The organism is Agromyces sp. Y782, assembly GCF_059445405.1.
The window spans coordinates 315613-337082 of the sequence record NZ_JCAIUG010000001.1; the positions used below are offsets into that span (position 1 = coordinate 315613).

19 protein-coding genes are annotated in these 21470 nt (G+C 69.1%); 9 read left to right on the top strand and 10 right to left on the bottom strand.

Going from position 1 to position 21470, the window contains the following annotated elements:
- Positions 1 to 21: 21 nt before the first annotated feature.
- Complete coding sequence (locus AC1C2S_RS01470) at positions 22 to 270, top strand: WhiB family transcriptional regulator (RefSeq protein ID WP_022881603.1); 249 nt, start codon at positions 22 to 24, stop codon at positions 268 to 270.
- Positions 271 to 488: 218 nt separating this feature from the next.
- On the opposite strand, the gene AC1C2S_RS01475 is transcribed toward AC1C2S_RS01470, so the two are convergent.
- Genes AC1C2S_RS01475 through AC1C2S_RS01485 form a run of 3 tightly spaced genes read right to left on the bottom strand, consistent with a single transcriptional unit; the run spans position 489 to position 3885 of the window.
- The gene (locus AC1C2S_RS01475) at positions 489 to 1982 is read right to left on the bottom strand and encodes a sensor histidine kinase (RefSeq protein WP_495350763.1); all 1494 of its coding nucleotides are present in this window, start codon (positions 1980 to 1982) and stop codon (positions 489 to 491) included.
- Between the two features lie 27 nt (positions 1983 to 2009).
- Positions 2010 to 3254: a CpaE/TadZ family protein gene (locus AC1C2S_RS01480; RefSeq protein WP_495350764.1), complete on the bottom strand. Its 1245-nt coding sequence runs from the start codon at positions 3252 to 3254 to the stop codon at positions 2010 to 2012.
- A 1-nt stretch (position 3255) separates the two neighbouring features.
- Positions 3256 to 3885 (bottom strand): SAF domain-containing protein, encoded by a 630-nt coding sequence (locus AC1C2S_RS01485; protein WP_495350765.1) that lies wholly within the window; start codon positions 3883 to 3885, stop codon positions 3256 to 3258.
- A 122-nt stretch (positions 3886 to 4007) separates the two neighbouring features.
- Between AC1C2S_RS01485 and AC1C2S_RS01490 the strand changes: the two genes are divergently transcribed.
- Positions 4008 to 4301, top strand: coding sequence for a helix-turn-helix domain-containing protein (locus AC1C2S_RS01490; protein WP_495350766.1), 294 nt, complete (start codon positions 4008 to 4010; stop codon positions 4299 to 4301).
- A 34-nt stretch (positions 4302 to 4335) separates the two neighbouring features.
- Here the strand turns inward: AC1C2S_RS01490 and AC1C2S_RS01495 are convergent, their stop codons facing one another.
- On the bottom strand, positions 4336 to 4935 hold the full coding sequence (locus tag AC1C2S_RS01495) for a hypothetical protein (RefSeq protein ID WP_495350767.1): 600 nt from the start codon (positions 4933 to 4935) through the stop codon (positions 4336 to 4338).
- 182 nt (positions 4936 to 5117) lie between these two features.
- Here AC1C2S_RS01495 and AC1C2S_RS01500 point away from each other — a divergent pair, with 182 nt between their 5' ends.
- Positions 5118 to 5570 carry an Rv3235 family protein gene (locus AC1C2S_RS01500; RefSeq protein ID WP_495350768.1) on the top strand — a complete coding sequence of 151 codons (453 nt, stop codon included), beginning with the start codon at positions 5118 to 5120 and terminating at the stop codon, positions 5568 to 5570.
- Positions 5571 to 5741: 171 nt separating this feature from the next.
- Here AC1C2S_RS01500 and secA read toward each other — a convergent pair whose 3' ends face one another.
- The 6 genes from secA to mtrA all read right to left on the bottom strand — a co-directional run bounded on the left by secA (position 5742) and on the right by mtrA (position 14517).
- Positions 5742 to 8525: a preprotein translocase subunit SecA gene (gene secA, locus AC1C2S_RS01505; protein ID WP_495350769.1), complete on the bottom strand. Its 2784-nt coding sequence runs from the start codon at positions 8523 to 8525 to the stop codon at positions 5742 to 5744.
- A gap of 230 nt (positions 8526 to 8755) precedes the next feature.
- Positions 8756 to 9463 carry a ribosome hibernation-promoting factor, HPF/YfiA family gene (gene hpf, locus AC1C2S_RS01510; RefSeq protein ID WP_495350770.1) on the bottom strand — a complete coding sequence of 236 codons (708 nt, stop codon included), beginning with the start codon at positions 9461 to 9463 and terminating at the stop codon, positions 8756 to 8758.
- Between the two features lie 23 nt (positions 9464 to 9486).
- On the bottom strand, positions 9487 to 10323 hold the full coding sequence (locus AC1C2S_RS01515; protein ID WP_495350771.1) for a ComF family protein: 837 nt from the start codon (positions 10321 to 10323) through the stop codon (positions 9487 to 9489).
- A 96-nt stretch (positions 10324 to 10419) separates the two neighbouring features.
- Positions 10420 to 12105: an LpqB family beta-propeller domain-containing protein gene (locus tag AC1C2S_RS01520; RefSeq protein ID WP_495350772.1), complete on the bottom strand. Its 1686-nt coding sequence runs from the start codon at positions 12103 to 12105 to the stop codon at positions 10420 to 10422.
- Positions 12098 to 13828 carry an MtrAB system histidine kinase MtrB gene (gene mtrB, locus AC1C2S_RS01525; RefSeq protein WP_495350773.1) on the bottom strand — a complete coding sequence of 577 codons (1731 nt, stop codon included), beginning with the start codon at positions 13826 to 13828 and terminating at the stop codon, positions 12098 to 12100. The genes AC1C2S_RS01520 and mtrB overlap by 8 nt, the downstream gene beginning before the upstream one ends.
- Positions 13829 to 13836: 8 nt before the next feature.
- On the bottom strand, positions 13837 to 14517 hold the full coding sequence (gene mtrA / locus AC1C2S_RS01530) for an MtrAB system response regulator MtrA (RefSeq protein ID WP_495350774.1): 681 nt from the start codon (positions 14515 to 14517) through the stop codon (positions 13837 to 13839).
- 158 nt (positions 14518 to 14675) lie between these two features.
- On the opposite strand from mtrA, the gene AC1C2S_RS01535 reads away from it, so the two are divergent.
- The 6 genes from AC1C2S_RS01535 (at position 14676) to aqpZ (ending at position 21284) form a co-directional block, all read left to right on the top strand.
- Positions 14676 to 15908, top strand: a complete 1233-nt coding sequence (locus AC1C2S_RS01535; RefSeq protein ID WP_495350775.1) for a DUF7847 domain-containing protein — start codon at positions 14676 to 14678, stop codon at positions 15906 to 15908.
- Positions 15905 to 16612 (top strand): DUF4129 domain-containing protein, encoded by a 708-nt coding sequence (locus AC1C2S_RS01540; protein ID WP_495350776.1) that lies wholly within the window; start codon positions 15905 to 15907, stop codon positions 16610 to 16612. The genes AC1C2S_RS01535 and AC1C2S_RS01540 overlap by 4 nt, the downstream gene beginning before the upstream one ends.
- An 86-nt stretch (positions 16613 to 16698) precedes the next feature.
- Positions 16699 to 17994, top strand: a complete 1296-nt coding sequence (locus tag AC1C2S_RS01545) for a DUF4350 domain-containing protein (protein ID WP_495350777.1) — start codon at positions 16699 to 16701, stop codon at positions 17992 to 17994.
- Positions 17991 to 18980, top strand: coding sequence for an AAA family ATPase (locus AC1C2S_RS01550; protein WP_495350778.1), 990 nt, complete (start codon positions 17991 to 17993; stop codon positions 18978 to 18980). The genes AC1C2S_RS01545 and AC1C2S_RS01550 overlap by 4 nt, the downstream gene beginning before the upstream one ends.
- A 17-nt stretch (positions 18981 to 18997) precedes the next feature.
- Positions 18998 to 20335 (top strand): DUF58 domain-containing protein, encoded by a 1338-nt coding sequence (locus AC1C2S_RS01555; RefSeq protein WP_495350779.1) that lies wholly within the window; start codon positions 18998 to 19000, stop codon positions 20333 to 20335.
- Between the two features lie 193 nt (positions 20336 to 20528).
- Positions 20529 to 21284, top strand: coding sequence for an aquaporin Z (aqpZ, locus tag AC1C2S_RS01560; RefSeq protein ID WP_495350780.1), 756 nt, complete (start codon positions 20529 to 20531; stop codon positions 21282 to 21284).
- Positions 21285 to 21470: the final 186 nt, after the last annotated feature.

Genomic DNA, 21470 nt, shown 5'->3' on the forward strand with positions numbered 1-21470 from the left:
CACCCCGCAAGGAGCATCTCCATGGATTGGCGCGACAAGGCCGCCTGCCTCACAGCAGACCCGGAACTCTTCTTCCCGGTCGGCAACACGGGTCCCGCCGTCGACCAGATCGAAAAGGCGAAGGCCGTCTGCGGCCGATGCACGGTCACGGAGATCTGCCTGCAGTACGCACTCGAGACCGGTCAGGACTCGGGCGTCTGGGGAGGCCTCAGCGAAGACGAGCGCCGCGCCCTGAAGCGCCGCGCTGCGCGCGCACGCCGCGCATCATGAGCTCTCGGCCAGGCGTGGCGCGCATCAGCGACACGCCAGGTCGAGAATGGCGACAGCCGTAGCTCTCGCGGCGCGTGAGCGCCGCGAAGCGTACGCGGCAGACCCGACAACGCGACGCTCGTCCGCAACCACCTACTGGGTTGCTCGCTCACAACCACGCACCACGACGCCTGCCGGCACCCGAACTCCGGCAACCGCCCCCGCGCCGATCGTTCCCCCTACACCGCCGCGATCCAGCGCAACGGCACGTCGATCGTCACTTCGGTGCCGCGACCGACCACGGTGTGCCAGTCGATCGTGCCTCCCAGCTCGCCCTGAATGAGGGTGCGCACGATCTGCGTGCCGAGGCCCTCGCCGACCTTGCCTTCGGGCAGCCCCGACCCGGTGTCGCGCACCTGCACGGTGAGCGTCGTCGGCGATCGATCGGCCGTGATCTCGACGTCGCCCTCCTGACCGGCGAGGCCGTGCTCGACCGCGTTGGTGACGAGCTCCGTGAGTGCGAGCGCGAGCGGCGTGGCGTACTCGCTCGGCAGTACGCCGAACGACCCTGAGCGCTTCGGATGCGCCGTCGTGTTGTGCGCCGAGGCGACTTCGGCGACGAGCAGCAGGGCACGGTCGAAGACGGCATCGAAGTCGACGTTCTGCGTGAGTCCCTCTGAAAGGGTGTCGTGCACCACTGCGATCGCACCGACACGGCGCATGGCCTGGGTGAGCGCCTCGCGCGCCTCGTCGGAGTGCGTGCGACGGGCCTGGATGCGCAGCAGCGACGCGACCGTCTGCAGGTTGTTCTTCACTCGATGATGGATCTCGCGGATCGTCGCGTCTTTGGTGATGAGCTCCTGCTCCTGGTGGCGGAGCTCTGTGACGTCACGGCTCAGCACGATGGCACCGATGCGCTCACCGTGGTGGCGGATCGGGATGGCACGCAACGACACGGTGACACCCCGCGATTCGACATCGGTGCGCCACGGTGCCCGGCCGGTGACGACGAGCGGCAGCGATTCGTCGACGACGAGCTTGCCGGAGAGGAGCCGCGTGGTCACCTCGGCGAGCGACTCGCCCTCGAGCTCGTCATCGAAGCCCATGCGGTTGAAGGCGGAGAGCGCGTTCGGGCTCGCAAAGGTCGTGATGCCATCGACGTGGAGCCGGATGAGGCCGTCTGAGGCGCGAGGCGCGCCTCGGCGAGGCCCTGTGGGCGCGCCCAGGTCGGGGAAGTCGCCCGACGCGATCATCTGGAAGAGCTCTTCGGCGCACTCGTTGAACGTGAGCTCCTGCCGGCTCGGCGTACGTGTGGCGCCGAGGTTCGTGTGCCGCGTGATCACGGCTACCGGATTGGGTGCGACGGCAGTGCCGGCGGTCGTCAGGCGCCGCATCACCGGCACGGCGCGCACGCGAGTGGGCATCTCTTCGTACCAGTCGGGGGCCGACGAGTCGACGATGCGCGCGCTCGAATACGCTTGGCCGACGAGTTCACGCCACTGCGGCTTGATCTGCTGGCCGACGAAGTCGCGGTAGAAGAGGGTCGCCGCACTCGACGGGCGAGCGTGCGCGACTGCGACGAAACCGTCGTCGCCGGATGGCACCCACAGCACGATATCGGCGAATGCGAGGTCGGCGAGCAACTGCAGGTCACCGACGAGCATGTGCAGCCAATCGACATCGGGCTGACTGCTGCGGCCCTGGGCGAGGACGAGATCACTGAGGGTCGACACAGCACCAGCGTAATGCCCGCACTCGGGTCAGCTTGCTGCAGCCCGCCGGAACGCCGGAATCGCGAAGCCCCGTCGGCGCGCCTGCGGCACCGGCAAGATGCTCTCGAGCGCGTACTCGCGGATGGAGGCGCGCAACGGCGAGCGCGGTGCCGCATCACGCAGCGTTCGAGCGGTGAGGATCGCGGCATCCGTCGCCTTGGCATCATGCGGCAGCAGTGTCGCATCGGAGAGCCCACCGAAGCGGCGCAGCGTCTGGCGCACCTGCGCATGCGCGTCGATACCGAGCGCGCTCGAGCGCACCCGATTCACGACCACGTCGATGCGCTCGGGGTCGACGAGGTCGATGAGTTCACCATGACCGCGGAGCAGGCGCGAGAGTCCGACCGGGTCGGCCAAGCCGACGGCGACGACTCGGTCGGCGGTGGCGAGCGCGGCGAATGTCGCGGCGTTGCGCCGCGGAGCGAACTGGTCGCTCGTCAGTTCTTCGTCGTGCTCGAGACTGAACCCGGTGTCGACGACGACGTACTCGACCCACATGCGCATCGCACCGATGGCCGCGGTCACCCGCTCGCGCGAGAGTTCGGGCCAGCGGCTCGGACCGACGAGGCCGGTGAAGACGTTGAACGCCGCGCGCGGTACCGAGTAGCGCTGGGCGATGCGCTCGAGCTCGGCACGGTCGAGCGCATCAGCACCGGCGAGTCGGCACGCTGAGGCGAACCCTGGGGCCTCGTCGAGTAACCCGAGCGATGGTGCGATCGCACCGCCATAGGGGTCGGCGTCGACGAGCGCGACGGTGTGCCCCGCAGCAGCGATCTCGGCCGCGAGATTCACCGCGATCGTGCTGCGCCCGGGCGCGCCGCCGGGGCCCCAGACTGCGATGACGGAAGCCGTACGGTCGCTCTTCGACCGGGGATCGCCGACGCGCGACGGCACGGGCACTCCCCCGCTCACGATCATTTCGATCTCGGGCCAGGGCGCGGCGCTGTCGATCACCTCGTGCAATCCCAGTCGTGCGGCCTCCGCGCGCTCGGCGTCGCTGCTGGCCAGTGCGACCAGACGGATGCCGCGCTCGTCGCACGCGGTCAGCAGTTCTTCGCTCAGCGTGCCCCTGCCTGCGCCGACGAGCACGACTTCGGGTGCCAGCAGGTCGAGACTGTCGACGAGGTCGCGCCATCCGACGAGCCGGGCGACGATCGTGTGGCCGTGCTCGACGACATCGGCGAGGATGCGGTCTTCCGTCGTACCGTCGAGGGCGAGCGCGAGGCGCGCCATCTCACTCGCCTGCCGAACGGGCGGGCACGAGATCGATCGCGTCGCTCGCGGCGAGTGCCTCGAGCAGCGCCGCAACCTTCTCTCTGGGAATCAGGAGCTCCACCGAGACGCCGCCCGACGAAACCATGCCCTCGCTCTCGATGACACCGGCGATCTCTGCGCCCGAGACGAGTACGGCCGGCGGCGCGAACCCGCCGCCGTCGACCTGCTTCGCGGTCCAGAGGTCGACTCGTGCACCGGCGGCGATTCCTGCGGGAAGCGCGCCACGGCTCGGCACGACGACGGTGGCGAGCCCCGTGCGGTCGGCATCATCGACCGAGGACTCGGGTACGAGCTCGCCGGCGGTCACGGTGCGCGACACGACGAGCCCATCGGCGGGAATGTCGCCGGCTTCGAGGTACCTGGCGGTGGCCGCGCCGAGCCGCACGGACTCGGTGGTGAGGTCATCGGCGTGGATGCGCGTGCCGGGAGTCATCGTGTCGCGGGCGACGTAGACGTCGACGCCGTCGTCGAGACCGGTCACGAGGGCGGAGACCCCGAGGGTGGAACCCGCGATGAGCACGATCCCGATGATGAGGCGCGGGTCGAGACGCAGCGCTCCCCGCTCCCCGCGTTCCTGACGACGTGCCATCGTGTGCTTCCTTCCGCTCTGCGCGAGTCGCGCCGGGGTCTATCGTCGCCCGAACCCGCGAGATTGGTCGGAAGTTATCCACAGCCGCCCCGGCCGACCCGCTTCCGGTCGATAATCAAGACATGACCTCTCCAGGTGCGGGCGACGAGATCGGCCGCTTCCTCACGCTCGCAGACGCCGCCGAGATCCTCGCGGTCGATGTGGCGGCCGTCGACGACCTGGTCCGCTCCGGGGAACTGCCGGCGATTCGCATCGGCACAGCCGGTCCATGGCGCATCGAACGCGTGCAACTCGAGGTCTGGATCGAACTCCAATATGAAGAGACGCGCCGGCACTCGGCGTGGAATCAGGGCGAGTTCGCGAACATCGCCGAGCTCTCCGGCGCGCGCACCGGGCGTGTTCGACCCGTCGACTGAGCGTCCCAACCGCGATCCTCTACCCCCGACCCCCTCAGCGGAAGTCGATGAGCAGCACGCGGGCGAGCGGAACGATGCGATAACCGTGCACCTCGTGCTCGCGTCGCGGAGCGCCGGGTTCGTGCAACGCGAGGTCGATATGGTCGCGCGCGACCCGGTCGATCGTGCCATGCGCCTGACCGTCGAGCGTGCTCACGCGCACCGCTGTGCGGCGACGGCACAGGTCGCGCAGCACGAAGGGCATCCCGATGCGTTCTGCGAGGCGAGCGGATGCCTCGGGCACCGACTCGAGGCTCGGCTCCAGTTGTTCGCGGGTGGGCAGCACCGCGGCGATCGCGGCGATCGGCACAACGCATTGGGCGCCCGCCTGTCCGGACTCGATCGATCGCCCGCTCACCCAATCACGGCCGAACATCTGCGGCTGCAACGCGACGGTGCGACCACCATGCAGCTCGATCCGGACGAACGCTCCGGGTTCATCGGACTCTGATCGGGCGATCGCGGCCAGCCGATCGCGAAGCGTCAGCCGGCCGAGTCGCAGCCGCTCCTCTTCGATGGCGAGCGAGCGCTCCTCGTCGCGCTGGTCTTGGTCGATCTGCGACTCGAGGTCGTCGAACAACAGGTCCCAGCGCATGCAGAGACGCTACCGTGCGTCGCACCATGACGGAAACGTTTTCCACAGGCGAGGAAAACTCTTGACACGGTTTCGCCGCCTGCATACGGTTCACTCAGGGAACACCCCGATGTCCCCCACAAGGGGGTGTACCCGTCGCCCGACGGCACGTCCGGCGAGCCATCCTCCCCCTTGGAGTACAGATGACCGCACGCGACGCGATCGCCACCCGAACGGCCGTGAATCGAGGATCCGCAGCACAATTCCTCGACGATGAAGATGAGTACTTCGCCCGCCAGCCGGCCCGCCGCACCGAGCTACCCGATCCCGAGCCGCTGCTGCGCAACCTGACCCACTGCGTCATCGAAGCGCTCGGCGGTGCTCGCGACCTCGAACAGCTTGCGAGGTGGGTCAACGACGATGTCTACCGCAATCTCTCCAAGCGGGTCGTGCTCGCGGCGCGCGCACGCAGGGTCAAGGGGCAATCACCGCAGCGGCCCGCGTTCACCGTCGGCCGCGTACTCATGTGCGAGCCCGCCGACGGCGTGGTCGAGGCGGTCGTCATGGTGCACCAGAAGGCGAGGTCCCGGGCGGTCGCGATCCGCATCGAGGGCTTCGACCAGCGTTGGCGTGCGAGCGCCATCGGCGTGCTCTGAGCCGAGACGCCCGAGCACACGCGCCTGAGCACACGCCCGGCCGAGCACGCGCACGCCTGAGTTCACGCACGCAGAGCAACTGGTAGCGGATCACGCTGACGCGCCACGGCGCACCCTGCTTCGTGCGAAACCCCGGCCGGACAACGCACCAGACCGGGGTTCAGCAGTGGGCTAGCGACCCTTGCGGTCTTGAGCCCGCCGCTCTGCACGATTCTGCGGCGCCACTTCGCCGCCCGTTCGCTGACCGAATGCGCCGCGTGTCTCTTCGGCAGCCGGCGCCTGGCTCTCGGCGACGGCCCGGCGTGCTCGCTGCGTCGCCGCCTGCTGCACTTGTCCGCGCTCGTTGCGCACCTCGACGCCGCCGGCGTCGCTCGGTGCCGAATAGCTGAGCTTGTCGTCGGTTGCGCCCTGGCGTCCGAGGCCCTTTGCTTCGATCTTGGCTCCAGCGCCTGCCTGCGGCGCGACCTCGACTTCGAGGTTGAAGAGGAAGCCGACCGTCTCTTCGCGGATCGAGCCCATCATCTGCTGGAACATGGCATAACCCTCGCGCTGATACTCGACCAGGGGGTCGCGCTGGGCCATGGCGCGCAGGCCGATGCCGTCTTTCAAGTAGTCCATCTCGTAGAGGTGGTCGCGCCAGCGGCGGTCGATGACCGAGAGCACGACACGACGCTCGAGTTCGCGCATCGCGGGCGAGCCGAGCTGCTGCTCGCGTCGGGAGTAGGCCATCTTCGCGTCGGAGAGGATCTCTCGGCGGATGAAGTCGCGGTTCACGCGACCCTTCTCTCCCGCCTCGGCGACGACCTCGTCGATCGTGATGCCGATCGGATAGAGCGTCTTGAGTTCAGTCCAAAGCGCGTCGAAGTCCCACTCGTCGGGGTTGCCTTCGGCAGTGTGGGTGTCGAGCACCTCGTCGATGACGTCTTCGAGGAACCGCTGCGTACGCTCGTGCAGGTCGTCGCCCTCGAGGATGTGACGGCGGTCGCTGTAGATGGCCTCGCGTTGACGGTTCAGCACATCGTCGTACTTCAGCACGTTCTTGCGAATCTCGGCGTTCCGGGCTTCGACTTGCGATTGTGCGGATCGGATGGCGCGCGAGACCACCTTCGACTCGATGGCGACATCGTCGGGCACTCCGCGCGACATGAGGCTCTCGGCGGCACCGGCGTTGAAGAGTCGCATGAGATCGTCGGTGAGCGAGAGGTAGAAACGGCTCTCGCCCGGGTCGCCCTGACGACCGGAGCGACCGCGCAGCTGATTGTCGATGCGGCGCGATTCGTGACGCTCGGTGCCGAGCACGTAGAGCCCGCCGGCGCTGAGCACCTTCTCGGCTTCGACGGCGACCTCGCCCTTGACCTTCTCGAAGACCTCGTCCCAAGCGGCTTCGTATTCTTCGGGAGTGTCGACCGGGCTGAGGCCGCGCTCGTGCATGAGCTGCACGGCGATGAACTCGGCGTTGCCGCCCAGCATGACGTCGGTGCCGCGACCGGCCATGTTCGTCGCAACCGTGACGGCGCTGTGCCGGCCCGCCTGCGCGACGATCGCGGCCTCGCGCGCGTGGTTCTTCGCGTTCAGCACCTCGTGCCGCACGCCCTTCTTGGCGAGGAGTCGGGAGAGGTATTCGCTCTTCTCGACGCTCGTCGTGCCGACGAGCACGGGCTGGCCCTGCTTGTGGCGTTCGACGATGTCCTCGACGACCTGCGCGAATTTCGCCTCCTCGTTCTTATAGACGAGGTCCGGCTGGTCGAGACGCACCATCGGCTTGTTGGTGGGGATCGGCACGACGCCGAGCTTGTAGGTCGCCATGAACTCGGATGCCTCGGTCTCGGCGGTACCGGTCATGCCCGAAAGCTTGCCGTAGAGGCGGAAGTAGTTCTGCAGCGTGACAGTGGCGAGGGTCTGGTTCTCGGCCTTGACCTGCACTCCCTCTTTCGCCTCGATCGCCTGGTGGATGCCTTCGTTGTAGCGACGGCCGACGAGGATTCGGCCGGTGTGCTCGTCGACGATCAACACCTCGCCGTTCATCACGACGTAGTCCTTGTCGCGCTTGAACAGGGCGTTTGCCTTGATGGAGTTGTTCAGGAACGAGATCAGGGGCGTGTTCGCCGACTCGTAGAGGTTGTCGATGCCGAGATAGTCTTCGACCTTCTCGATGCCGGGCTCGAGCACGCCGACGGTGCGCTTCTTCTCGTCGACCTCGTAGTCTTCACCCGCCACGAGTCGCTTCGCGAGATTCGCGAACTCGGTGAACCACCGGTTCGCCTCACCCGACGCAGGGCCCGAGATGATGAGCGGCGTGCGCGCCTCGTCGATGAGGATCGAGTCGACCTCGTCGACGATCGCGAAGTAGTGGCCGCGCTGCACCATGTCGCTCGACTGCCAGGCCATGTTGTCGCGCAGGTAGTCGAAGCCGAACTCGTTGTTCGTGCCGTAGGTGATGTCGGCCGCGTACTGCTCGCGGCGCACCTGCGGGTTCTGGCCGGCCACGATGCACCCGGTGGTCATGCCGAGGGCGCGGAACACACGGCCCATGAGTTCGGACTGATAGCTCGCGAGGAAGTCGTTGACCGTGACGATGTGCACGCCGCGGCTGGTGAGCGCGTTGAGGTAGGCGGCGGTGGTCGCGACGAGGGTCTTGCCCTCACCGGTCTTCATCTCGGCGATGTTGCCGAGGTGCAGGGCCGCCCCGCCCATGAGCTGCACATCGAAGTGGCGGAGGCCGAGGGTGCGCCGACTCGCTTCGCGCACCGCTGCGAACGCCTCGGGCAGCAGATCGTCGAGCGACTCGCCGTTCGAGTAGCGCTCGCGGAGCTCGACCGTCTCGCTCCGCAACTCGTCGTCACTGAGCGCCTGGAATCCGTCTTCGAGGGCGTTGATCGCCGCTGCGTAGTTCTCCAGCCGCTTGAGGGTGCGGCCCTCACCGACGCGGAGGACCCTTTCCAGAATCGAAGCCACGAATGTTCTCCTGTTGTTGTTGGGCGCAGGGCCTCGGGATGAGCCCCGGGCACGCCCGTTGCCGCCGTGCAGACGGCCATCATAGCCATGCTAGCGGTGAACGGGCCGGGGCTCACTGAGCTGCCGAAGCCCCGCCCGCCACGTTCACCGATCTCGTCGAAGTGATCGCGACCGCGCCGGCCGGCTCGCTTCGGCAAGCTCAGCGAGCAAGACCGCTCAGCGAGCGGATGTCACGCGCTCGCGCGCTCCAATTCGATCTGCGAGCTCGACGGCGCCCGCTCCTCGGCGCGTTCGTCGAGCCCGATGAGTCCGTAATCCCATCCCTTGCGACGGTAGACGACGCTGGGACGCCCCGATTCCGCATCGACGAACAGGTAGAAGTCGTGACCGACGAGCTCCATGAAGTAGAGCGCGTCGTCGACGGTCATCGGCGTGGAGGCGAATACCTTGCGACGGATCACGACGGGGCAGTACACCTCGTCTTCCTCGACATGCGGCTCGTTCTCGTCGATGACGGGAATGCTGCCCGTACGAACCTGTTCGAGCACTTCCGAAGCCGCAGCCTGCACGCCGACGTCGGAGAATCCGAGATCGGTGGCTTCACGAAGCGAGGTCGGCCGTCGGGACCCGCCGCGGTGCACTTTGCGGCGATCCTTCGCCCGCCGGATGCGCTCGAGCAACCGCCCGAGTGCGACGTCGAACGCCGCGTACTTGTCGGAGCCATCTGCCTCGGCCCGGACCACTGGCCCTTTGCCGATCAGAGTGAGCTCGACGCGGTCGGGGCCCGGGTTGCCGTTCTTCTCGTTGTGACGGCTGAGCTTGACCTCAAGTGAGATCGCGCGCTCGGCCAGGTGCGTCACCTTCTCGGCCTTCTCCGCCGCATAGGCGCGGAATCGGTCCGTGATCCCCAGGTTTCGTCCGACGATGTTCAGTTCCATGACGACCTCCGTTCACCGACGTGTCACCCGGTTCTGAAGGGTGGATCGACCACGCCTGTCCTGCCACCGTAGCCCCCTTGTGCGGCAATGTCACGGCGTGTTTCCCGTGAGAATCCTCCACGCCGCGGGAACCTCCGCGGCGTCTCGGCGAGCACCGCGATCGCGACGGTCTCGCCTCCCGCCGCGGCGAGCGCGCGCACCGCTTCGGCGAGGGTGGAACCGGTCGTGACGATGTCGTCGACGAGCAGGAATCGGCGTCCGGCGAGGTCGGCCTCGGCGCCGTCAACGTCCGTCGCCGCGGCGAGGATCGAGGGTCGGCGACCGCGGGCCACGAGCCCGCCCGCCGCATTCCGGCGCCGGGACTCGGCGTCGAGGCCGGCCTGATCGGCGCGTTCCCGGGCGAGCTTCAGTACACGCGACGAGCGGATGCCGCATCGCCCGAGGAGCACGTCGACGGGCGCGTACCCGCGCGCTCGGCGCGCAGCAGGCGTCGACGGGATCGTGCACACCTCGACCGGCGAGCCGGCGGGAACGTTGGCGAGGGCGGCGAGGATCGCGCCGCGCAGGGCGGGGGCGAGCGCCCACGCGGCATCCGTTCGCGCACCGTCTTTGAACGCCCCGAGCACTGCGGCAGCGACTCCCTCGTACTCGAGACCCGCCCACGCTCTCAGCGCGTCTCGCTCGATGGGCCGAGGCGCAGGCGCGAGCGCGAGGGCGCACACGGCGCACACGCTGCGGTCGGGCGCGCCGCAGCCCGAGCACGTCACCGGGAGCAGCACCGCGATCGCGTCGCGCACCGCGGCCTCCACGAGCCCGCCGATGCGCGACCCGGCGAGGTGCGGCGCGGGCTCATCGTGCATCGCGCCACACTGACAGGTGCCGACTGACGGTGGCAGAGGCCGCCCGGGAGTTCGGGCGATGATCGTGCGTACGGTCGCTGTGGAGGACGGGTCGGCTCAATCGGGCTGCTGCGGTGCGACGAGGCGGATGCCGGTCGCCCTCGGCTGCCAGCCGACGCCGCTGCGCGCAACGAGCACATCATCGGTGGTCAGCACTCGCAGCTCGGATTCGCTGTTGCCGCCGACGATCGAGCGACCACCCTCGGGCCCCTCGCTGATCGCTGCGAAGCCTCCGAGCTCTTGGATCACTATCTGTGTGCCACCGCCCGGCAGTTCCGTGAGGGAGGCGACCGTGCGGTCGTCGAGCCAGGCGACGTCGAGAGGGGTGCCCTCGACATCCGCAAGGCCGAGGACCGGGCCGAGCGCGATCGGCGTGCCCGAGGCGTCGCGCTGGATCGCGACGGCCACGAAGTGCGTACTCGCCCCGTCGCCGAGGAGCGCGATGAGCCGGGTGGAGTCGCGCGACACCTCGATCGCGGCGATCGAGGAACCGCTCCACGGCACCGGCATCTGCACGCCATCGCTCGGCCCGTCCGCTGGGTACCAGATGAGCTGGTCGGGGGATGCCGTCGGCACCGACCAGACGATGCCTTCGCCGTCGATCGAGGGCACCACGAGCCCCTCACGCGGATCGAGGCGCACAGGCTCCTCGTCTGCGCGCACGATCCAGACGCCCTCGGCGTTGCGCACTGCGGCCGCCTCGCCGCCGACGCCGAGCGAGACTCCGGTGGGCAGAAGCAGGTCGACCTGCGGTGAGATGCCCGGAATCTGTTCGATACCCTCCCCCGACGTCGCGAGATGGCCGAACGTCGTGCCGTCGGAGACCGCCGGCCGAGTGGCCACCGATGGGTTCGTGATCGGAGCGGGTGAGAGCTTTGGCACGTCTTGTTCGGCGCCGTTCAGCGAGAGAGTGACAGAGTCGACGTTCCGCACACCGTCGAGGCTCGCTTCGAGTTGCAGGCGCATGCGTTGCACGGTGACGAGGTCGTCGAACGTCGCTCCGGCGAGGTCGACGCTCGCCACGCGCCCGCTGACCGGTACCGACGCCGGATCGAGCCGCACCCCTTCAGGGAACGCCGAGACGACGCCCGGCTCGAGCCAGTCGGACGGCCCGGCAAGCAGCGCGCGCACGATGCTCGTCTGCGCCGAATCGCGCCCCGCGAACCACCGCACGTCGGGCACGAGGTAGTCGTACTGCGGGTCGAAGAAGTAGAGCGCGTAGTCGCCGAAGACCTGGGTGAAGGTCGTCTCGTCGAGAAGCAGGCCCTGCGGTGCCGACGAGATTCGCCACTGCCCGTCGATCTGTTCGAAGTTGTACGGCAGCGGAATCGGCGACGTCGACTCCGACACGACGTACTGCCCGGACGCGGAGAGCGATGCCGCGGGAGTGGCTTCAACGACAATCGACGTCTCGCCGGTGACCACGAATTCACGATCGGCGAGGACGTCGATCGTGGCCCCGGCGGCCCGCCATTCGTCCGCGAAGGCGGTCGTGAGGAACTGACGCGCCACCTGGTAGTTGTTGGTGGGGCTCGCCGCAGCCGCAAGGAACCCATCGAGGATCTGCTGCTGCGTCGCATCCTTCGTCGGCGGCAGTGCAATCGTGTCGAGCTCGAGCGACTCCTCGACGGGTGCCGGATCGCCCGCATTCACGCCGCCGGAACTCGGAATCGAGACGCACCCGGCGAGCAGCACCGCCACGGCGAGGAGGGTCGCGGGTACCGCGAACACGTGTCTATGCATCGCGCACCTCCTGCTCTGCGACATCCGTCTCGGTCTCGACCGCGGCATCGGGGGCGACGGCACGTACGACACCGGTTGCCGGCGGCCCCGTCGCATCGATGTCATCGGGTTCGAGCGGCAGCGGGGAGTCGACGGCCTCGAGATCAGCGTCGGCCGTGCGAGGCAGCGTCAGCCGGAACACGGTGCCCGAGCCGCGCTTCGACCAGACTTCGAGTGAGCCGCCATGAGCGACGGCGTCTTCGAGGGCGATGGCGAGCCCGAGACCGGTGCCGCCGATCGTGCGAGTGCGACTCGGGTCGGCCCGCCAGAACCGGTCGAACACCCGCGCGGCATCATCGGCGGTCATGCCGTGACCGTAATCGCGCACCGAGAGGGCGATCGCCGACTCGTTGCTGTCAACGGCGACGACGATCGGCCGCCCCTCGCCGTGCTCGATGGCGTTGCCGAGGAGGTTGCGCACGATACGGCGGATGCGGCGCGGGTCGACGCGGGCATCGAGATGGCCGCCGGGGGCGTCCAGCCGCAGCTCGCTGCCGCGACTGGACGCGAGTTCGTGCATCGACTCGATCGCGTCGCCCGAGAGATGCACGAGGTTCGTCGGCTCGGTCTCGAGTTCGACCGAACCCGCGTCGTAGCGACTGATCTCGAGCAGGTCGGCGAGGAGCGTCTCGAACCGTTCGGTCTGCGTGTGCAGCAGCTCGACGGTGCGCGAGGTCGGGCCGGGAAAATCGTCGCGCTGACCGTAGAGCACGTCGCCCGCGAGCCGGATCGTCGTGAGCGGCGTGCGCAGCTCGTGAGAGACATCCGAGACGAATCGCTGCTGCATCACGGAGAGTTCCGCAAGCTCGCGAATGCGGGCCTGCAGGCTGTCGGCCATACCGTTGAACGAGGCCGCGAGCGTCGCCAACTCGTCTTCGCCCTTCTCGGGCATGCGCACACCGAGATCGCCGGCCGCGAGGCGCCGGCTCGTCGCCGCCGTCGAACGGATCGGCTCGATCACCCAGCGCACGACGAGCAGGGTGATCACGCTGAGGAGCAGGAGCAGCGCTGCGGCGCCGATGAGGCCGACGAGCTGCATGAACGCGAGCGTCTCTTGTGCTGCGGCGAAGTTGTACCCGATGTAGAGCTCGTACGCTCCGGCGGCGGGCACCACGATCGTACTGCCGACGACGACGCCAGGATCGTCGGCGCCGTCGTCGCCCTCGAGCGCAACCGACTGCCAGTACTGACCGCCTTCATCGCCCTGCACCCGTTCGCGCAACTCGGGTGTGATGACGCCCGCGAGCCTCGGCGCGATTCGGGTGGGCGGGGCGCTCGAATTCGGCACCTCGTCTGGATGACGGAAGTAGGCGATCGACGCGCTGCCCGAGACGCTCCTCACCGTGCGTACGACGTCTCCCATCACGGCCTGCAACGTTGCCGGATCCAGATCGGTGGCTTCCGATCCTTCGAGGATCTGCTGGGCCGCGACCGTCGCGTTGTTCGCGTCGCCGGTTGCCACGTCGAGCTGCGTCTGGAAGAGGTTCGAGGCGATGCTGAACGAGATGTAGATGCCGATCACGAAGATCGCGAGCGACGAGAGGGCGAGCGTGATGATGACCGTGCGGAACTGCAGCGAGCGACGCCAGAGCTCGGTCACCTGGCGGGGCAGAGCTGCGACGCGACGCCCCGCGTCACGCCACGAGCCGGCGCTGAGGAGCGCCGGGGCCTCTGCCTGCGACATCCGCTCGCCTAGGTGGTCGCGCCGGCTCGATAGCCGACGCCGCGCACGGTCATCACGATGCGCGGGTTGTCGGGGTCATGCTCGACCTTCGCGCGAAGGCGCTGCACGTGCACGTTCACGAGGCGTGTGTCGGCTTTGTAGTGGTAACCCCACACCTGCTCGAGCAGCATTTCGCGGGTGAACACCTGCTGCGGCTTCGAGGCGAGCGTGAGGAGCAGGTCGAACTCCAACGGCGTGAGATTGATACGGGTCTCGCCGCGGCGCACCTCATGCCCGGCCGCATCGATCGTGAGATCGCCGATGCGGAGCGTCGCGGCCGCCGGTTCGGGCGAAGGGCGCAGGCGCGTGCGGATGCGGGCGACGAGTTCTTTCGGGTTGAAGGGCTTGACCATGTAATCGTCGGCGCCCGACTCGAGTCCCTTCACCACATCGGCGGTGTCGGTCTTCGCGGTCAGCATGATGATGGGTGTGCCCGACTCGGCGCGGATGCGCCCGCACACCTCGATGCCGTCGATGCCCGGCAGCATGAGGTCGAGCAGCACGAGGTCGGGCTTCGTCTCGCGGAACGCGGCAAGCGCGCCCGTGCCGTCGGCGCAGAAGAAGGGCTCGAAGCCCTCGGTGCGCAGCACGATGCCGATCATCTCGGCGAGGGCCGTGTCGTCGTCGACGACGAGTACGCGTGGAGTCATCCGTTCATTCCTGTCAGCACCGCCGGGTCACGGCCGAAACCAGTGCGTCAAGCGTAGTCGGTCGCGGCTGGGAGGGTATCCGAAGCCCTGTGGAGAGTCATCGCCGCGCCCGTGGAATGTGCGAGCATTGGGGAATCCGCCGGAAGGAGCCGCACTTGGTGTCAGACCACGACTGGCAGGCGCCCGGCGGCGCTTCCGCGCAGCCCCCGGTGCCAAATGCCCAGAACCCGTCGTACGGGCAAGGGCCCGCGTTCCCGCCGCCACAGCCGCCCGCGGCATCCGCCGGACCATATCCAGGCGCGCCGCCCTCGCCGCAAGCGCCGTACGGAGCCCCGCTCGGCTGGACGCCGCCACCGAAACCCGGGCTCCTCCCCCTGCGCCCGCTCGGTTTCGGCACCCTGCTCTGGGCGCCGTTCCGAGTGCTGCGACGCAACCCGGCCGCGACGTTCGGCACGGGTCTCGTCGTTCAGCTGGTCTCGGTCGTCGCGACGCTCGCGGTCGTACTGCCGTTCGCGGTGCTCGGATTCACCCGCATCGAGGGGGCGTCGTCCGAAGACGTCGACGCCGTACTCTCGGGCGCCGTAGGCGGCTTCATCCTGCTGATGCTCGTGCCGGTCGTGCTGTCGCTCATCGCGAGCGCCTTCCTACAGGGCGTGATGGTCGTCGAGGTCGCCAGCGGCACGCTCGGCGAACGACTCGGCTTCGGTGCACTCTGGAAGCGGGCGGCGAAGCGCATCTGGCCGTTGCTCGGCTGGACGGCGATCGTGACGGGCGCGGTTCTCCTCGTGGTCGCAGTGTTCGTCGTGGTCATCGTGGTCGCGGCGCTCACCGACCCGTTCACCCTGATCATGGCGATCCTCGTCGTGCTGTTCGCCGCACTCGGCCTCGTCGTCCTCGCCGCTTGGCTCGGCACGAAGCTCTCGCTGGTGCCGAGCGTCATCGTGCTCGAGGGCGCCGGCATCGGCACCGCCATGCGTCGTTCCTGGCGCCTGACCGACGGCTACTTCTGGCGCACCTTCGGCACACTGCTGCTCGTCGGGTTCATCCTGAACCTCGCCTCCCAAGTCGTCGTGCAGCCGGTGTCGCTCGTCGGCACGATCCTCGCCGCAGTGATCGATCCGACCGGCAGCGGCGCAGCCGTCGCGATCACGATCGTGACGACGGTCGTGACCGTCATCCTCTCGCTGTTGATCGGCGCCATCACCGCGGTCGTGCAGGCCTCGCTCGTCGCCGTCATCTACATCGACCTGCGCATGCGCACAGAAGCCCTCGACCTCGAACTCGTGCGGTACGTCGAACAGCGTGACGCCGGGTCGCCCGTGACCGATCCCTATCGCGCGCCTGCGCCGACGGCGCCAGCGGGCACCGCACCCGCTCCGACGTGGTCTTGACCCGGTTTCGCGGCACGCCCCTCGACCCCGACGCGCCCGAGGCGCGCCGGTGGCTCGAAGACGAACTCGCCAAGCCCGAGTACCAAGCGGCGAAGCCGAGTCCCTTCGATCTCTTGATGCAGACGATCCGCGACTGGTTCCTCGGGCTCTTCGACGGCGCCACCGGGTTGCCCGCGCCGATCCTCACGCTGCTGATCGTGGTGCTGGTGATCGCGGTGGTGGTGGTCGGCATCCTCGTGTTCGGGCTGCCGCGGCTGCGACGTCGGCGCCGCAGCGAGGTGCCGCTCTTCGACGACCACGATCTGCGCGACCTCGAGACGTTGCGGCGGGCGGCCGCCGCAGCGGCCTCGACAGGCGACTGGCCCCTCGCCATCGAAGAGCGATTCCGCGCGCTCGTGCGGGGTCTCGTCGAGCGCGAGGTCGTCACGGTGCATCCCGGCACGACGGCGAGAGGGTTCGTGGATGCCGCGGCCCGCCCCTTCCCCGAGTTCGGAACGCAGCTGCGTGCAGCCGCCGCAGACTTCGATGGCGTGCGCTATCTCGGTCGCGCCGGCTCGGCCGAAAACTACGAGCGGCTGAGCGCGCTCGAGCGAGGCATCTCGGTCGCCCGTCCGGCGGGCAGCACCGACCACGTGGCATCCGGCACCGACGACGGCACAGAGACCGGCACCGGTGACCGCGAAGCCGCCGGGGTCTCTCGATGAGGGCCTCCGTCGCTGACGCGCCTGTGCCCCCGTCTGAGCCCACGTCTGCGCCAACAAGCACAGTGCCGACGAGCACGGCGCCCGCCGTGACCCCCACGGTTCGTGCCTTCGTGCGGCATCGTCGGGCCTGGATCGTGATCGCCGCCGTGCTCGTGCTCGGCGCGCTGCTCGTGATTGCGATCCAGGGCGGTGCCCGCCAGCCTGGCTCGCCGCTCGCCGCCGACAACCCGGCCCCGGCGGGCGCTAAGGCGCTCGTCCAGGTATTGCGCGGCCACGGCGTCACGGTGCTCGAGGCGCGGTCGCTCGAGCCCGCCCTCGACGCAGCCACCGCCGGTGCGACGGTGATGTTGTACGACGAATACGGCATCCTCGACGATCGACGACTTGCCGAACTCGCCGAGGCGGCCGACCGTCTCGTCGTCGTCGAGCCCGGGTTCACGGCGCTCGAGGCGCTCGCACCGGGTGTGCGCCTCGCCGGTGCGGCGAGCGGTCCCATCGACGACGTCGACTGCGATCTCGGCCCTGCCGCGCGCGCCGAGTCGCTTTCAGACGGGCAACGGCTGCTCACGATCGACGATGAAGCGGCCGACGCCGGGTGGAAGGGCTGCTTCCGCGACGGCGAGTTCGGTTTCGCCGTCGCAACCGGTCCCGGGCCGAGCGGCGGCGAGATCGCGATCGTCGGCGCCACAACGGTCTTCGCGAACGAGACGATCGCCCAGGCGGGCAACGCGGCACTCGCGATCGGGCTCGCCGGGGCATCCGATGACCTCGTCTGGTATCTGCCCGGCCCCGGTGACGCCGATGCGGCCGACGCCCCCACGATCGGTGAACTGACGCCCGGATGGGTGAGTCCCATCATGGTGCTCGCCATCGTCGTGGTGATCGTCGCCGGCATCTGGCGCGGTCGCCGCTTCGGCCCGCTCGTCGTCGAGAACCTTCCCGTGCACGTGCCCGCGGGCGAGACGAGCGCCGGTCGGGCGCGTCTCTACGCACGCACCGGTGCACGCATCCACGCGCTCGACCAGTTGCGAATCGGCACGATCCGGCGCATCGGGCGTGCGCTCCGGCTTCCGCGCTCGGCCGACGTCGCCCAGGTGACGGATGCCGCGGCGCGGGCGACCGGCCGTGACGAGGCGTCCGTGCGGCGACTGCTCGTCGATGCCGATCCGATGCACGACCGCGAGCTCGTCGACCTCGCCGGCGAACTCGCCCGGCTGGAGTCCGACGTGCACCGCTCCCTCGACCCGCATGCTTCGCGCCCTGAGCCCGTCGAAGGGGGCGCGCACGCTTCGACAAGCTCAGTGAACGACGCAAGCTCAGCGCGCGAAACAAGCTCAGCGAGCGATGCTCAGACAACCGACCCCACAGGAAGGCTCCCATGACCGACCCCATCTTCGCTTCGACCGGCGCAGCGACCGACGAGGAACTCCGTGCCGCGCTCAACCGCGTGCGCACCGAGGTCGGCAAGGCCGTCGTCGGCCAAGACGGCGCAGTCACGGGCCTCATCATCGCCCTGCTCACGCGCGGCCACGTGCTGCTCGAGGGCGTGCCGGGCGTCGCCAAGACGTTGCTCGTGCGCACCCTGAGCCGCACCCTGCAACTCGACACGAGACGCCTGCAGTTCACCCCCGACCTCATGCCGGGCGACGTCACCGGCTCACTCGCATACGACCCCCGCTCCGGAGAGTTCGCGTTCCGCGAGGGGCCCGTGTTCACGAACATCCTGCTCGCCGACGAGATCAACCGCACGCCGCCGAAGACCCAGTCGGCCCTGCTCGAGGCGATGGAGGAGCGCCAGGTCTCCGCCGATGGCGTGACCCGGCCTCTCCCCGACCCGTTCATGGTCGCCGCGACCCAGAACCCGATCGAGTACGAAGGCACCTACTCGCTGCCCGAGGCGCAGCTCGACCGGTTCCTGCTGAAGCTCGTGCTCGACGTGCCCGAACGAGTCGACGAGCTGTCGCTCCTGCGCCGCCACGCCGACGGCTTCGATCCGCATGACCTCGCCGCGGCGGGCGTCACCCCGGTGCTGGGCGCGGCCGAACTCGCGGCGGCTCGCGCCGCGGCATCCGCTGTTCGCGTCGAAGACGACGTGCTCGGTTACCTCGTCGACCTGGCGCGAGCCACTCGCCGAAGCCCGTCGATGCGGCTCGGTGTGAGCCCGCGAGGCACGACGGGCCTGCTCGCCGCCTCGAAGGCGTGGGCGTGGCTCACCGGCTACGAGTCACTCACGCCCGACCACGTGCAGGCGATGCTGCTGCCCGTGTGGCGTCATCGCGTGCAACTGCGGCCCGAGGCGGAGCTCGAGGGCGTCTCGGTCGACGCCGTGCTGGCATCGATCGTGCAACAAGTGCAGGTGCCGCTCTGATATGACACGGATCTGATATGACACTGACCGGTCGGTTCGCCCTGCTCGTGGCGCTCGGCGTCGTGCCCGTCGTCGTCGCGGGTGTCGTCGGCGCGCCCGAGGCGTGGATCGCGCTGCTCGGTTGGCTCGCACTCGTCATCGGCGCCGGCGTGCTCGACCTGTCGCTCGCTGCATCGCCTCGACGGGTGGCGCTGCACCGTGATCTGCCCGATCGGGTGCGGCTGGGCGAGCGGATCACCGCGTCGCTCAGCGTCGAGAATCTGGGGCAACGGATGCTCCGGGCGACGGTGCGCGACGGATGGGAGCCATCGGCCGGGGTCACCGGCTCCAATCGTGCGCCACTGCGAGTGCCGCCAGGCGAACGTCGGAGCGTCTCCCTCGAACTCACGCCGTGGCGTCGCGGCGACCGGCGCACCGAGCAGGTCACGATCCGCTCGGCCGGTCCCCTCGGCCTGTGGTCACGGCAGGCCACGCTCGCCGCTCCGGGGCGTGTGCGGGTACTGCCGCCGTTCCATTCGCGCGTGCACCTGCCATCGCGGCTCACTCGCCTGCGCGAACTCGACGGGCGCACGCCACTCCTCATCCGCGGGCAGGGCACCGAGTTCGACTCGATCCGCGAGTACGTGCGCGGCGACGACGTGCGCTCGATCGACTGGCGCGCGACCGCCAGGCACGCCGACCCCGAGGTGCCGGGCAACATGCGGCTCATGGTCCGCACCTGGCGACCCGAGCGCGACCGCCGCATCGTCATCGTCGCCGACACCTCGCGCACCGCCGCGGCACGCATCGCCGACGAGCCGCGACTCGACACCGCGTTCGAGGCGTCGCTGCTGCTCGCCGCCCTCGCCTCGCACGCCGGCGACCGGGTCGACTTCCTCGCATGGGACCGCCGGCTTCGCGGACGCGTGCACGGGGCGAGCGGACCAGAGCTGCTCGCCCGAATGGTCGACACGATGGCCGGCATCGACGCCGAGCTGATCGAGGCCGACTGGGCTTCCGTCCCGGGTCAGGTGCGACGCATCACGAGCCAGCACGCCCTCGTCGTGCTGCTCACCGCGGCGGACTCACCGGGCAGCGCCCGCGGGCTGCTCTCGGTGTTGCCGCAGTTGACCGGGCGGCACACGGTGGTCGTGGCATCCGTCGCCGACCCTGCCCTCATCGACGCGAGCCGCACACGCGACGACCTCGAGCAGGTATATGTCGCCGCGGCGGCCGAACGCGGCCTCCTCGACGGCGAGCGCGTGGGCGCCGCCATCCGCCGACTCGGCGCGCTCACCATCGCAGCTGCCCCGCATGAGCTGCCGCCGGCCCTTGCCGACCTCTACCTCGATCTGAAGGCGTCAGGGCGGCTCTGAGGCCTGGGTGACGTCGCGCGTCACCGAATGCCGCCGCGTTTCGTCGCGCGTCGCGATGTTTTCCCCACGCTCAGCTGATTCCCAACATTCGCGCCCGGTTCACCGACGGCGACGGTCGGGGTCGCTATCTTCGCATCAGGTGCGGCCAGGGGGTCGCGCCACCATGCGTTCTCGTTCCAGGAAAGGAATCCCCGTGTCTGACACCGCAGTTGTCGTCGAAGCCCCTTCGACCGCGCAGAAGCTCACGGCCGAACTCCTCGGCACCTTCATCCTCGTCTTCGGCGTGGTCGGCGCGGTGATCTTCGCCGCGGGATTCGCGGGCGGCGACGGGGGCCTGAACATCGGATTCCTCGGTGTCTCCCTCGCCCTCGGCCTCACGGTGGTCGTCGGCGCGTACGCGTTCGGTCCGTTCTCGGGCGGGCACTTCAACCCCGCGGTGAGTATCGGCCTCGCGGTAGCCGGCCGATTCTCGTGGCGCGAGGTCGGACCGTACATCGCAGTGCAGATCGTCGGCGGCATCCTCGCGTCGAGCCTGCTGCTCGCGATCCTGTCGGCGGGCCCGAAGTTCGACATCATCGTCTTCACCGGCGCATCGACCGGCTACGACGAGCTCTCGCCCGGCGGCTACGGTCTGTGGTCGGTCTTCCTCATCGAGACGATCGCCACGGCCGTCTTCCTCTTCGTGATCCTCGGCGTCACCGGAGCGCGCGCCGCCGCCGGCTTCGCGCCGCTCGCGATCGGGCTCACTCTGACGCTGCTCGCCCTCGTCGCGATCCCCGTCTCGAACGCCTCATTCAACCCGGCGCGTTCGATCGCCACCGCACTCTACGGCGGCGGCATCGCCTGGAACCAGCTGTGGGTCTCGATCGTCGCACCGATCCTCGGCGCGATCATCGCCGGCGCGATCTACAAGGTCGTCTTCGACCGAACGAAGCGACTAACGGCGTAGTCCGCGCGCAGCCCGCGCATAGTCCGCACTCGCGATGGCGGATGTCCCACGGGGCATCCGCCATTCGTCATCTCAAGCGACTCGTCACGACAACCACGACCACGACCGCGCGCACGACGCCACCGCCGGTTCACGTGCACAGGTGGGCAGGCAGCCTGCAGGGCGCGACGAAGCGGATGCCGCGGC